The sequence below is a fragment of the Marinovum sp. E3 genome, assembly GCF_055755275.1.
Map to the genome: position 1 here is coordinate 509,230 of NZ_CM146908.1, position 12,310 is coordinate 521,539.

Annotated in this window: 13 protein-coding genes; 7 read left to right on the plus strand and 6 right to left on the minus strand. The window is 68.2% G+C overall.

Annotated features, from left to right (window positions below):
- Positions 1 to 52 precede the first annotated feature (52 nt).
- Complete coding sequence (gene ttcA / locus AC0J5K_RS02505; protein WP_048529664.1) at positions 53 to 922, minus strand: tRNA 2-thiocytidine(32) synthetase TtcA; 870 nt, start codon at positions 920 to 922, stop codon at positions 53 to 55.
- A 44-nt stretch (positions 923 to 966) separates the two neighbouring features.
- Positions 967 to 1,788, minus strand: a complete 822-nt coding sequence (locus AC0J5K_RS02510) for an ABC transporter permease (RefSeq protein WP_048529667.1) — start codon at positions 1,786 to 1,788, stop codon at positions 967 to 969.
- A 122-nt stretch (positions 1,789 to 1,910) separates the two neighbouring features.
- On the opposite strand from AC0J5K_RS02510, the gene AC0J5K_RS02515 reads away from it, so the two are divergent.
- The 5 genes from AC0J5K_RS02515 (at position 1,911) to recR (ending at position 6,701) form a co-directional block, all read left to right on the plus strand.
- The gene (locus AC0J5K_RS02515; protein ID WP_074834253.1) at positions 1,911 to 2,495 is read left to right on the plus strand and encodes a GcrA family cell cycle regulator; all 585 of its coding nucleotides are present in this window, start codon (positions 1,911 to 1,913) and stop codon (positions 2,493 to 2,495) included.
- A 269-nt stretch (positions 2,496 to 2,764) separates the two neighbouring features.
- Positions 2,765 to 4,531, plus strand: a complete 1,767-nt coding sequence (locus AC0J5K_RS02520) for a DNA polymerase III subunit gamma/tau (protein WP_274566189.1) — start codon at positions 2,765 to 2,767, stop codon at positions 4,529 to 4,531.
- Positions 4,532 to 4,712: 181 nt separating this feature from the next.
- Positions 4,713 to 5,057, plus strand: a complete 345-nt coding sequence (locus AC0J5K_RS02525) for a YbaB/EbfC family nucleoid-associated protein (RefSeq protein ID WP_048529670.1) — start codon at positions 4,713 to 4,715, stop codon at positions 5,055 to 5,057.
- Positions 5,058 to 5,061: 4 nt separating this feature from the next.
- Positions 5,062 to 6,111: a TraB/GumN family protein gene (locus AC0J5K_RS02530; protein WP_074834256.1), complete on the plus strand. Its 1,050-nt coding sequence runs from the start codon at positions 5,062 to 5,064 to the stop codon at positions 6,109 to 6,111.
- Entirely contained in the window at positions 6,108 to 6,701 is a 594-nt protein-coding gene (gene recR, locus AC0J5K_RS02535) for a recombination mediator RecR (protein ID WP_048529673.1), read from the plus strand. The genes AC0J5K_RS02530 and recR overlap by 4 nt, the downstream gene beginning before the upstream one ends.
- A 532-nt stretch (positions 6,702 to 7,233) precedes the next feature.
- Here recR and plsY read toward each other — a convergent pair.
- The 4 genes from plsY to AC0J5K_RS02555 all read right to left on the minus strand — a co-directional run bounded on the left by plsY (position 7,234) and on the right by AC0J5K_RS02555 (position 10,777).
- The gene (gene plsY / locus AC0J5K_RS02540; RefSeq protein WP_274566188.1) at positions 7,234 to 7,842 is read right to left on the minus strand and encodes a glycerol-3-phosphate 1-O-acyltransferase PlsY; all 609 of its coding nucleotides are present in this window, start codon (positions 7,840 to 7,842) and stop codon (positions 7,234 to 7,236) included.
- A complete protein-coding gene (gene pyrC / locus AC0J5K_RS02545) occupies positions 7,842 to 9,122 on the minus strand; it encodes a dihydroorotase (RefSeq protein ID WP_274566187.1) in 1,281 nt (426 codons plus the stop codon). Before pyrC ends, plsY begins: the two co-directional genes overlap by 1 nt.
- 153 nt (positions 9,123 to 9,275) lie before the next feature.
- Entirely contained in the window at positions 9,276 to 9,827 is a 552-nt protein-coding gene (locus AC0J5K_RS02550) for a hypothetical protein (protein WP_074834261.1), read from the minus strand.
- Entirely contained in the window at positions 9,824 to 10,777 is a 954-nt protein-coding gene (locus tag AC0J5K_RS02555; protein ID WP_074834263.1) for an aspartate carbamoyltransferase catalytic subunit, read from the minus strand. Before AC0J5K_RS02555 ends, AC0J5K_RS02550 begins: the two co-directional genes overlap by 4 nt.
- 167 nt (positions 10,778 to 10,944) lie before the next feature.
- Here AC0J5K_RS02555 and AC0J5K_RS02560 point away from each other — a divergent pair, with 167 nt between their 5' ends.
- A complete protein-coding gene (locus AC0J5K_RS02560; RefSeq protein WP_074834265.1) occupies positions 10,945 to 11,709 on the plus strand; it encodes a uracil-DNA glycosylase in 765 nt (254 codons plus the stop codon).
- A gap of 21 nt (positions 11,710 to 11,730) precedes the next feature.
- Positions 11,731 to 12,273, plus strand: coding sequence for a molybdenum cofactor biosynthesis protein B (moaB, locus tag AC0J5K_RS02565; protein WP_074834267.1), 543 nt, complete (start codon positions 11,731 to 11,733; stop codon positions 12,271 to 12,273).
- Positions 12,274 to 12,310: the final 37 nt, after the last annotated feature.

Here is a 12,310-nt window from a genome sequence, read left to right on the forward strand (position 1 = left end):
CGAGCTTGTCTTGTCCGAGCTTCAGACTTAGCCGCGAGGGTTCACTCATGCGTTAACGCAAGTCAGGAACATTCCCGGAACTTGTTTCGAATTGTTCCGAATTTCGCATCAGCCCGGCAAAATCGAACAACCCCGAATCAAGCAGATGCGAGGGCCGCGCGTTCATCAGCGCGCGGAACATCACCTGCCGCCGGCCCGGGCTGTTGCGTTCCCATCCGTCGAGGATCTGCTTGACCTGCTGGCGCTGCAACCCGTCCTGCGAGCCGCAGAGGTCGCAGGGAATGATGGGATAATTCAACGCCTTGGCAAATTTCTCGCAATCGGCCTCGGCAACAAAGGACAGCGGGCGATAGACAAAGAGATCGCCCTCTTCGTTGACCAGCTTCGGCGGCATGGTCGCTAGGCGGCCGCCGTGAAACAGGTTCATGAAGAAGGTTTCAAGGATGTCGTCGCGATGATGGCCGAGCACCACGGCAGAACAGCCCTCTTCCCGCGCGATCCGGTAAAGATTGCCGCGCCGCAGCCGTGAGCAGAGCGCGCAATAGGTCCGCCCGGCCGGCACCTTGTCCTTTACGATGGAATAGGTGTCCTGATATTCGATCCGATGCGGAACCCCCATCTTTTCAAGGAATTCCGGCAGCACGGTCGCCGGGAAATTCGGCTGGCCCTGATCGAGGTTGCAGGCCAGAAGCTCGACCGGCAGAAGCCCGCGCCACTTCAGCTCGTGGAGCACCGCCAGCAGGGTATAACTGTCCTTGCCGCCGGAGAGGCAGACCAGCCATTTTGCGCCGCGCTCGACCATGCCGAATTGCTCGACCGCTTCGCGGGTCTGGCGCACGATCCGCTTGCGCAGCTTCTTGAACTCCGTCGAAGACGGGGCATCGGCAAAGAGCGGGTGAATGTCATCGGTGTTGTCGAACATGGGGCGGGTTTAGGCCTGCTGTCGCGGCGTGGCAAGCACCATGCTCAGGCCTTGAGCCTGGTGCCCCTGCGCAACATGTTCCAGGCCACCGCGGCCACCGCCACGACCGAGACCAGCGAGATCACCAGCCCCAGTGCCGGGGCGCTGTCCGACACGCCGATCATGCCGAACCGCACGCCGTCGATCAGATAGAACATCGGATTGAAGCGGGTGATCTCGTGCAGCACCGGCGGCAGCGCCTCGACCGAGTAGAAGGTGCCCGACAGAAAGGCCAGCGGAGTGACGATGAAATTAGTGATCGCTGCCATCTGGTCGAACTTCTGCGCATAGATCCCGGCGATGATCCCGAGCCCCGACAGGAAGGCCGCGCCCAGCACCCCGAAACACAAGGCCCAGAGCGGATGCGCCACGCCCAGCCCGAGCACCAGCCAGAGCCCGGCGGCGATCACCAGCGCCACCACCATGCCGCGCGCCACTCCGCCGGCGAAATAGCCCAGCACCAGTTCCATCGGCGACAGCGGCGGCATCAGCGTATCGACGATATTGCCCTGCACCTTGGAGATCATGATCGAGGAGGAGGTATTGGCAAAGGCGTTCTGGATCACCGTCATCATCAGGATCCCCGGCGCGATGAAATGGGTAAAGGGCACGCCCATCACATCGCCGCGCCGGGGGCCGATGGCGATCGAGAAAATCAGCAGGAACAGCCCGGCCGTCACCAGCGGCGCCAGAAGCGTCTGGGTCCAGACCGCCAGAAAGCGCTGGATCTCGCGCTGGCAGAGCGTCGCCAGCCCCAGCCAGTTCACCCGGCCAAAGCGGCGCATGCCCATCTCGGGGGTGGTTCCGGCCTGCATCGTCTCGCTCATGGCTGCCTCCTGCTTGCGATTCGCGGCCTTGTATCTCAGCCACCAGTGATTAAAATAGGCACCACACAGAAATTCCCAGAGCGGCCCGCTGTCGAGGCCGCTTTTTCTCGTAAGGATGATCCATGGCCTGGACCGATGAACGCGTCGAATTGCTCAAGAAAATGTGGGGCGAAGGGCAGTCCGCAAGCCAGATCGCCAAGGAGCTGGGCGGCGTGACGCGCAATGCGGTGATCGGCAAGGTGCATCGCCTCGGCCTGTCCAACCGCGCCGGCGCCGGCACGGGCGCCGCGGCCAAGCCCGAGCCCGCCAAGGCACCGAAACCCGAAGCCAAGCCCAAGCCCGCCCCCAAGGCCGACACCCGGCCCAAGTCCGAACCGGTCCCCGCCACCGAAGAGCCCGCGGTGGCCAAGTCCGCCACCCCGGCGCGCCGTCAGATCATTCCGGCCGGCCAGCCGCTGCCGCCGCAGCCCTCGGCCAACGAGATCAGCCCCGAGGCGCTTGCCAAGGTCAGCGAGATCGAGAAGAAGGCCAAGCGGCTGTCGCTGATGGAGCTGACCGAACGCACCTGCAAATGGCCGGTGGGCGATCCCGCGACCGAGGATTTCTGGTTCTGCGGCCTGCCGGTGCAGCAGGGCAAACCCTATTGCGAGGCGCATGTCGGCGTGGCCTTTCAGCCGATGTCCTCGCGCCGCGACCGTCGGCGCTAGCGCGTGACTGCCCCGGGTGAGGTTGCAGGACGGCGCCGGGCGTTTGGCCCTTCGCGTCCCGGACCTGATCCGGGACCTCCCGGCCCGAAGCCCCGCACCCGGCCTGCCAGCGCCGCGCGCCCGATCCCGTCGCAGGGGCCCCTGATCAGGTCCGGGGCGTGCGCCGCCCCGATCCCGGCACCGGCTCTGCCCAACATCGGCTGGACCTCCGCGCCGGCAGGCAATAGCCTGACGGCCGACTTCTGCTCAGGACAGGAAAGACCGCGATCATGAGCGATCCGCAGCAGCCCGCCTATCAGGTTCTGGCCCGCAAGTACCGGCCCGAGACCTTTGCCGATCTGGTCGGGCAGGGCGCCATGGTGCGCACCCTCAAGAACGCCTTCGAGACCGGCCGCATCGCCCAAGCCTTCATGATGACCGGCATCCGCGGCACCGGCAAGACGACGACGGCGCGGATCATTGCCAAGGGCATGAACTGCATCGGCCTCGACGGCCACGGTGCGCCCACCACCGAGCCCTGCGGCCAGTGCGAACATTGCCTGGCGATTTCCGAGGGCCGGCACGTCGATGTGCTGGAAATGGACGCCGCCTCGAACACCGGCGTCGATGACATCCGTTCCACGGTGATCGACTCGGTGGCCTATGCGCCCTCGGCCGCGCGCTACAAGGTCTACATCATCGACGAAGTGCACATGCTGTCGAAATCGGCCTTCAACGCATTGCTGAAGACGCTTGAGGAACCGCCCGCGCATGTAAAGTTCATCTTTGCCACCACCGAGATCCGCAAGGTGCCGGTGACGGTGCTGTCGCGCTGCCAGCGCTTCGACCTGCGCCGGATCGAGCCCGAGGACATGATCGGCCTGCTGCGCCGCATCGCCACCGCCGAGACCGCCGAGATCGCCGAGGATGCGCTGGCGCTGATCACCCGCGCCGCCGAGGGCTCGGCCCGCGACGCGACCTCGCTGCTCGACCAGGCGATCAGCCACGGGGCAGGCGAGACAACCGCCGAACAGGTGCGCGCCATGCTGGGCCTGGCCGACCGCGGCCGGGTGATGGATCTCTTCGATCTGGTGATGAAAGGCGACGCCGCCGGCGCGCTGGCCGAGCTCTCGGCGCAATATGCCGATGGCGCCGATCCGATGGCGGTGCTGCGCGACCTGGCCGAGGTGACCCATTGGATCTCGGTGGTCAAGATCACGCCGGATGCCGCCGAAGATCCGACCATCGCCCCCGGCGAACGCGCCCGTGGCCAGCAGATGGCGACCGACCTGCCGATGCGCGCGCTCAGCCGCATGTGGCAGATGTTGCTCAAGGCGATCGAGGAGGTGGCGCTGGCGCCCAATGCGATGATGGCGGCCGAGATGGCGCTGATTCGGCTGACCCATGTCGCCGACCTGCCCAGCCCCGAGGAGCTTGTGCGCAAGCTGGGCGAGGCCCCGGTGCCCTCGCCGCCCTCGGGCGGAGGCGGCGTGCCGACCGCCGGCAACGCCCGGACCGGTGCGCAGGGCCAGGCCATGTCCCGCGCCACCCATCCCGGCCCGTCCGGCCCCTCGGCCGCCGGCGGCAGCGCCGTCGTGGCCCTGGCCGCCGACCAGGCACTGGCGCGCTATCCGAGCTTCGAACATGTGATCGAGCTGATCCGCTCCAACCGCGACGTCAAGCTGCTGGTCGAGGTCGAGGCCGGCGTGCGCCTTGCCGCCTATCAGCCCGGCCGGATCGAGTTCACCCCGGCCGAGGGCGCCGCCCCCGACCTCGCCCAGCGTCTCGGCACCGCGCTGCAACGCTGGACCGGCAATCGCTGGGCGGTGACCCTGGTCAATGGCGCCAAGACGCCCACCATCGTCGAGACCCGCGACGCCGACCGCCTCGCGCTCGAGGCCAAGGCCGGCGAACACCCGCTGGTGCAGGCCGCGCTAGCCACCTTTCCCAAGGCCCGGATCACGGCGATCCACACCGCCCAGGCGGCCGAGGCCGAAGCCCAGGCCGAGGCCTTGCAGGAGGTCGAGGACGAATGGGATCCCTTCGAGGAAGACTGACCCCCGCCGCCGGGGACCGATCCTGGAATTCTTTTGTTTGAAACTACCGCGGGGGAGGCCGCAGGCCGGGGGCAGAGCCCGCCAGCTCTGCCGCAAACCCCTGGACGCCGCGGCCCGGCCCCTTGTCGCCGCCGGTTGCGCCCCGTATCTAACCCCCAAGCACACAGATGAGGAGCTCCCGATGTTCAAAGGTCTTGGCAATCTCGGCGACATGGCCGGGATGATGAAGAAGGCGCAGCAGATGCAGACCCGCATGGCCGAACTGCAAGACAACCTGCATTCGATGACGGTCACCGGCGAAAGCGGCGCAGGTCTGGTCAAGGCCACGGCCTCGGCCAAGGGCGAACTCAAGGGGCTCGACATCGATCCGTCGATCTTCAACGGCGATGACAAGGAAGTGGTCGAAGACCTGATCCTCGCCGCCATCAAGGACGCCCAGCAGCGCGCCACCCAGAAGGCCGAGGACGAGATGTCCAAGCTGACCGAGGAAATGGGCCTGCCCAAAGACATGAAACTGCCGTTCTGAGGCGATGACGGGCCGGGGCGTCATTCTGGGGCTGGCGGCGGCGCCGCTGCTGGGCGGCGGCGCGGCGCAAGCGCAGGACTGGGCCGATCACGCGCTCTGTAGCCCGGTCGAACCGGCGCTGCATGCCGGGGCGTTCGCGCCGGCCGATCTGGCCGGGCTCCGGGCGGCCGCGGCGGCGATCCCGCATGGCACCGGGCGGTTCTGGCGGGTGGTGGCCCCCTCGGGCGCGGTGTCGCATCTCTGGGGCACGATGCATTCCGCCGATCCCAGCATCCTCGCGCTGCCCGACCTGGTCGAGCAGCGCATTGCCGAGGCCCGGATCGTGGCCCTCGAGATCGATCCGGTCCTGCCCTCGCGCGCCGCCTTTGACGCCCGGCGGGTCAGGCGCGACTGGTACCGTCAGGACCGGCTCGACGGGCCGCCGGCGGGGCTGCATCCCGCGGTGCTGGACTGGATCCGTCAGCGCACAGAAGGGCTGGGCTGGGGGCGTGGCGCGCCCGAACGGCTGACCCCCGGCGCTCTGGCCGAGGTGCTCCTCTCCGATCCCTGCGACGATTTTTCCGCCGGCGTGCTGCCGGTTCAGGACGGCCGTATCCAGATGCTGGGGCTGATCGGCGGCGCCACGATCACTCCGCTGGAGCCGCGGGAGCGCATCCGCCAGTACCTCGACAGCCCCGGCAACGCGGATTTCGCGGTGGATTTCCTCAATGTCTACGGCGCCTATCTCGACCCCGCCACCAGCCGCGCGGAACGGGCCACCCGCATGGCGCTGTATCTCGCCGGCGAACTCGGCTTGATGCTGGCCTGGGACAAGGCCGTCGTGAGTGCGGTTCTGGAGGATGGTGGCGCCACCCTCGCGCGGGTCAACCGCGTGTTGCTCGACGCCCGCAATCAGGCCTTCATCGATACCGCACGCGCCAACCTGGCCGAGGGCGGGGTTTTTCTGGCGGTCGGCAGCTTTCACCTGCCGGGGCAGGCCGGGCTGATCGCGCGCCTGCGGCGCCAGGGGTTCACCGTCACCCGCATTCCGCTGCCCGGCGAGGCCTCCCCATGACCGCCACCCGCGACATCGATGCGCTGATCGAGCTGATGGCCAAGCTGCCCGGTCTCGGCCCGCGCTCGGCGCGCCGCGCGGTGCTGCACCTGATCCGCAAGCGCGGCCTGTTGATGACGCCGCTGGCCGACCTGATGAGCGAGGTTGCCGCCTCGGCCCGGGAATGCCTGAACTGCGGCAATATCGGCACCACCGACATCTGCGACATCTGCGAAAGCGAGAAACGCGGCAACGGCATGATCTGCGTGGTCGAGGACGTGGCCGATCTCTGGGCGATGGAGCGCTCGGGCGTATTCCGCGGCCGCTACCACGTGCTGGGTGGTACGCTCTCGGCGCTTGATGGCGTCGGCCCCGAGGACCTCTCGATCCCGCGGCTGGTGGACCGGATCTCGGCCGAAAGCGTCACCGAGGTGATCCTTGCGCTCAATGCCACCATCGACGGCCAGACCACCGCGCATTACATCGCCGACCAGCTCGAGGGCCGGGTGACGCTGACCTCGCTCGCCCAGGGCGTGCCGATCGGCGGCGAACTCGATTACCTCGACGACGGCACCATCACCGCCGCGCTGAACGCCCGCAAGAGCCTGTAACCCGGCCCGGGGCCGCGCCGAGGCCGCATGCCGAACCCCGCTGGCGCTTGCGTTGTGGGCGCGAGGTCCCGGGGCAGGCCCGGGACGCGCGGGCAAGGCCACGCCCCCCGCTTCGCGCAATGCCCGCAAGAGCCTGTCACCCGCCCCGGCCGCCGCGCCAGGGCCGCTTGCCGAACCGCGCCGGCGCTTGCGTTGTGAGTGCGGGGTCCCGGGTCAGGCCCGGGACGCGCGGGGCAAGGCCACGCCCCCCGCTTCGCGCAACACCCGCAACAGCCTGTCACCCGCCCCGGCCGCCGCGCCGGGGCCTCTTGCCGAACTGCGCCGGCGCTTGCATTGTGAGCGCGAGGTCCCGGGGCAGGCCCGGGACGCGCGGGGCAAGAGGCAAGGCCACGCCCCCTGCTTCGCGGAACAACCGCAAGAGCCTGTCGCCCGCCCCGGCCGCCGCGCCGGGGCCTCTTGCCGAACTGCGCCGGCGCTTGCGTTGTGAGCGCGGGATCCCGGGTCAGGCCCGGGACGCGAAGCGCCGGAAACCTCAGCTCTTCTTGCCGATCCGCGGCTCTTCGCCCTTCAGGATACGCCGGATGTTGGCGTGGTGGCGCCCCCAGACGATCGCCGCCAGAACCAGGCAGAGCGCCACCATCGACGGATAGCCCAGCCCCCAGGCCCAGGCCGGCGCCAGCGCCGCCGCCAGCAGCGCCGAGGCCGAGGAGATCCGCGTCAGCGCCGCGCCCGCCGCCCAGGTGGCGCAGGCCGCCAGCCCCAGCGGAAAGGCCAGACCGAGCAGCAACCCGAGGAATGTGGCGACGCCCTTGCCGCCCTTGAACCCCAGCCAGATGGGGAAACAATGGCCGAGAAAGGCCATGAGACCGGCCAGTTGCGCCGCATCTTCCGCCGCCAGCCAGCGGGCGATCAGCACCGCGATCGCCCCCTTGAAACTGTCGAGGATCAGCGTCGCCAGCGCCGCCGGCCTGTTGCCGGTGCGCAGCACATTGGTCGCGCCGATGTTGCCCGAGCCGATCTTGCGCAGATCGCCCAGACCCAGCAGGCGGGCGATCACCAGGCCAAAGGGCACCGAGCCCAGCAGATAGCCGATCAGCGCCCAGAGCAGCAGCCCGGCAAGGGTGGTTTCCAGGACCGGCATCAGGGCTCTCCGTAGACGCGGGCGCCGGCCACGAAGGTGGCCAGCACGCGGCCCTGCATGCGGGCGCCGTCAAAGGGGGTGTTCTTGGATTTCGAGTGCAGCTTGAAGCGGTCGAGCACAAAGGGCGCATGGGCATCGAACAGCACCAGGTCGGCCGGTGCCCCGGCGGCAAGCCGGCCGGCAGCGAGGCCCAGGCGCCGCGCCGGGGCGAGGCTGAGCGCGCGGAACAGCTGCGGCAGGGTCAGCGCCTCGGCGTGATAGAGCCGGAGCGCCGCCGGCAACAGGGTTTCCAGCGCCACCGCGCCGGCGGCCGCCTCTTCGAAGGGCAGGCGCTTGCTTTCCTCGTCCTGCGGCGTGTGCATCGAACAGATCACGTCGATCAGCCCGTCGCGCAGCGCTTCGATCATCGCCTGACGGTCGTCCTCGGCCCTAAGCGGCGGCTTGACCTTGAAGAAGGTGCGGTAATCGGCGACGTCCATCTCGTTCAGTGTCAGGTGATGGATCGAGATGCCGGCGGTGACGTCGAGCCCGTTGCGCTTGGCGCGTTGCAGCGCGGGCAGGGCGCGGGCGGTGGTGATCTGGTCGAAATGCGCCCGCACGCCGGTCATCTCGATCAGCGCGATGTCGCGGTCGAGGCCCATGCGCTCGGCCATCGCCGAGACCGCCGGCAACCCGCGCAGCGAGGCGAATTTTCCCGAGGTGGCCACGGCGCCGTCCGAGAGCACCGGTTCCTGCGGGTGCAGCATGACCAGCGCGTCGAGCGAGCGGGCATAGGTGAGCGCCCGGCTCAGCACCTTGGTGTTGCGGGTGACGGCATCGCAATCGGAGAACGCCACGGCGCCCGCATCGAGCAAAAAGCCGATCTCGGCCATCTCGCGGCCCTGCCGGCCCTTGGTCAGCGCCGCCATGTGGCGGACATGCACCGATGCATCGGCCTGGGCGCGGCGAGCAACGAATTCGAGGCTCTCGGGGCTGTCGATGGCCTGCGTGGTGTCGGGGCGGGTGATCATCGTGGTCACGCCGCCGGCCGCCGCGGCCCGGCCGGCAGAGGCATAGCTCTCCTTGTGGCGCTCGCCCGGCTCGCAGACCTTGACGCCGATGTCGACGATCCCCGGCGCCAGGCATTTGCCTTGACAGTCCAGCACCTGCTCGACGTCCTGCGGCGCCGCGCCGTTGCCGGTGGCCGCGATCACCCCGTCGCGGATGTGCAGCCAGCCGGGAGCATCACTGTCGGCTTCGGGGTCGATCAGCCGGGCGTGTGTCAGCAACAGGTCGGTCATCGCCTCACCCCGCGATCCAGATCATCACGCCGACCAGCGCAAACATCACCAGAAGCGCCACCGTGGCGACGCGGCCCGACATCTTGGGGTCCTTGGGTTCCTGCATCAGGCATCCTTTGCATGCGTGTCATTTGCTGCGCCGCCAAGCGGCTGTCAGGCCAGCGCCCAGAGCACCACGCCCAGCACCGCCATCGTCACCACGAGGCCGATGATCAGGCCGGGCCGCATCATCCGCGCCGCGGCGGCGGGCGGCGGCGGAGCGGCCGGCGGGGCCTCCGGTTCCGGCGGCCTGGCGCTCTCGGCGCGGGGTTTTTCCAGCGGTACCGGGTCGCGCGCCTCGCCGAAGGTGGCGATCCAGCGCAGCGGATGGGTGACGCGCAACTGCTGGCCGATCCGTTCGAAGGCGGCCGAGCGCATCACCATCACCCGCCCCTTGACCCGTTCGAGCTGGGCGCGGATCGGCGCCAGTTCCTCGTCGGGGATGCCATGGCCCTCGGCCAGGTAATCGGCCAGCGGCAGGCCGGAGAGGTCGTTCATGTCGAACAGATCGATATGGTCGGGATCGAGCGCGATGGCGCCGGTCTTCTGCTGGAGCGCGCGGGCCTCGTCATCAAGCAGGATCTGCGCCTCGTCGAGCGGCAGATCGACGGTAAAGACCCGCACCAGACCGTGTTCGTCCGAGGGTATTTCGAGGACGTCGCTCATGCCATGATCCCTTCTGTCGTGGTGGTGGCCGTCCTGTTGCGGACCAGCAGGTCCATCGCCGCCATGCGCACGGCCACGCCCATCTCGACCTGTTCCTGAATGACCGAGCGGTTGATGTCATCGGCGATCTCGCCGTCGATCTCGACGCCGCGGTTCATCGGGCCGGGGTGCATGACGATGGCGTCGGGTTTCGCATGGCTCAGCTTTTCGGCATCGAGCCCGTATCGGTGGTAATATTCCCGCTCGGAAGGGATGAAACCGCCGTCCATCCGCTCTTTCTGAAGCCGCAGCATCATCACCACATCGACATCCCTGAGACCTTCGCGCATGTCGTCATGGACCTCGACGCCGAAGTCGGCGATGCCGGCGGGCAGCAGGGTCGGCGGCCCCACCAGACGCACGCGGTTTTCCATCTTGCCGAGCAGCAGGATGTTGGAGCGCGCGACGCGGGAATGCGCGATGTCGCCGCAGATCGCGATATTGAGCCGGTGCAGCCGGCCCTTGGCCCGGCGGATGGTCAGCGCGTCCAGGAGCGCCTGCGTCGGGTGTTCGTGCCGCCCGTCGCCGGCGTTGAGCACCGCGCAATTGACCTTCTGCGCCAGCAGGTCCACCGCGCCGGAATGCGGATGGCGCACCACCAGAAGGTCGGGATGCATGGCGTTCAGCGTCAGCGCGGTGTCGATCAGCGTCTCGCCCTTCTTGATCGACGAGGCCTGCATCGCCATGTTCATCACATCGGCGCCAAGCCTCTGACCGGCCAGTTCGAAAGAGGCCTGGGTGCGGGTGGAATTCTCGAAGAACATGTTGATCTGGCTGCGCCCGGCCAGGGCGTCGCCGTGCCGTTTGCCGCGATTGAGCCGGACATAATCGTCGGCCAGATCGAGGAGCGTGGTGATCTCGGACGGGTGGAGCGGCTCGATGCCGAGAAGATGGCGCTGGGTAAAGGTCATGACCTGCTCCGGTTCGGGTTGGCTGCGGTTATAGGAGCGGGGGCGGATGCGTTCAATGGGGGCGCCTTGGGCTGGCGTCGGAATTGCGTATTTGTCAAAGAGAAGAAGCAGGGGCGGGTTTATTCGGACGTTTTCATTCGGGGGCCGGGCGGGATAGGATCGCGGTGATGGATTATTTCGAACACAAGAGCCTGCGGGCGGCGCTGGACTGGCAGATCGAGGCCGGGGTGCTCGACACCATCGGCGAGGAGCCAGTCGACCGCTATGCCGTGCCCGCCGCGCCCGCACAGCCCAAGCGGGCCGCAGTCGCCGGCGCCGCGCCGGCACAGTCCGCGGCGCCGGCCTGGGCCGATCCGGTGGCCGAGGCGCAGCGGATGGCGGCGGCCGCGCAGGATCTGGCCGGGCTTCAGGCGGCGATGGCGGCCTTTGACCATTGCGATCTCAAACGCGGCGCGCGCAATCTGGTGTTTTCCGACGGTGTGCCGGGGGCGCGGGTGATGATCGTGGGCGAGGCGCCGGGCCGCGACGAGGACCGGCAGGGCAAGCCATTTGTCGGCCGCGCCGGGCAGTTTCTCGACCGGATGCTGGCCGCCATCGGGCTGAGCCGCGACAGTTCGGTCTATATCACCAATGTATTGCCCTGGCGGCCGCCGCAGAACCGCGATCCCCTGCCTGCCGAGATAGCCATGATGCGGCCCTTCGTGGCGCGGCACGTGGCGCTGGCGCAGCCCGAATTTCTGGTGCTGATGGGCAATATCTCCTGTGACGCGGGCCTGGGCAAACGCGGCATCACCCGGCTGCGCGGCAGCTGGGCCGAAGCCTATGACACGCCCGCCCTGCCGATGTTCCACCCGGCCTATCTGCTGCGCCAGCCGCATCTCAAGCGCGAGGCCTGGGCCGATCTTCTGTCCCTCAAGGCCCGCCTCGGCTGAGCCAAAGACCTGCGAGACCCCATGCGCCCCATCGACGACAGCCGAGACTTCATTCCCGTCCGCATCGCCGTCCTGACGGTGAGCGACAGCCGCTCGCTGGCCGAGGACCGCTCCGGCGATGTCCTCGCCGCCCGGATCGAGGCGGCGGGGCATGTGGTGGCCTGTCGCAGGATCCTGCCGGATGAACGGGCTGAGATCGCGGCGCTGCTGCGCGACTGGAGCCGAGATGCAGAGGTCGATGTGGTGATCACCACCGGCGGCACCGGGCTGACCGGGCGCGACGTGACGGTCGAGGCACACCGCGATGTCTATGAAAAGGAGATCGAGGCTTTCGGCACGGTCTTCACCCATGTCTCGATGGCCAAGATCGGCACCTCCGCCGTGCAGAGCCGCGCCACCGGCGGGGTGGCGAACGGAACCTACATGTTTGCGCTGCCCGGCTCTCCGGGGGCCTGCAAGGACGCCTGGGATGAAATTCTGGCCTATCAGCTCGATTACCGGCACCGTCCCTGTAACTTTGTCGAGATTTTGCCGCGATTGACCGAGCATCAGCGACGGAAATAGCGGATAAGTCCGTATCACTGCCGAAGCGGTGCGTCCG

Bases quoted from the DNA above. Each gene is read 5' to 3' on its own strand.
- ttcA (WP_048529664.1), bottom strand. From the start codon at position 922: ATGTTCGACAACACCGATGACATTCACCCGCTCTTTGCCGATGCCCCG.
- AC0J5K_RS02510 (WP_048529667.1), bottom strand. From the start codon at position 1,788: ATGAGCGAGACGATGCAGGCCGGAACCACCCCCGAGATGGGCATGCGC.
- AC0J5K_RS02515 (WP_074834253.1), top strand. From the start codon at position 1,911: ATGGCCTGGACCGATGAACGCGTCGAATTGCTCAAGAAAATGTGGGGC.
- AC0J5K_RS02520 (WP_274566189.1), top strand. From the start codon at position 2,765: ATGAGCGATCCGCAGCAGCCCGCCTATCAGGTTCTGGCCCGCAAGTAC.
- AC0J5K_RS02525 (WP_048529670.1), top strand. From the start codon at position 4,713: ATGTTCAAAGGTCTTGGCAATCTCGGCGACATGGCCGGGATGATGAAG.
- AC0J5K_RS02530 (WP_074834256.1), top strand. From the start codon at position 5,062: ATGACGGGCCGGGGCGTCATTCTGGGGCTGGCGGCGGCGCCGCTGCTG.
- recR (WP_048529673.1), top strand. From the start codon at position 6,108: ATGACCGCCACCCGCGACATCGATGCGCTGATCGAGCTGATGGCCAAG.
- plsY (WP_274566188.1), bottom strand. From the start codon at position 7,842: ATGCCGGTCCTGGAAACCACCCTTGCCGGGCTGCTGCTCTGGGCGCTG.
- pyrC (WP_274566187.1), bottom strand. From the start codon at position 9,122: ATGACCGACCTGTTGCTGACACACGCCCGGCTGATCGACCCCGAAGCC.
- AC0J5K_RS02550 (WP_074834261.1), bottom strand. From the start codon at position 9,827: ATGAGCGACGTCCTCGAAATACCCTCGGACGAACACGGTCTGGTGCGG.
- AC0J5K_RS02555 (WP_074834263.1), bottom strand. From the start codon at position 10,777: ATGACCTTTACCCAGCGCCATCTTCTCGGCATCGAGCCGCTCCACCCG.
- AC0J5K_RS02560 (WP_074834265.1), top strand. From the start codon at position 10,945: ATGGATTATTTCGAACACAAGAGCCTGCGGGCGGCGCTGGACTGGCAG.
- moaB (WP_074834267.1), top strand. From the start codon at position 11,731: ATGCGCCCCATCGACGACAGCCGAGACTTCATTCCCGTCCGCATCGCC.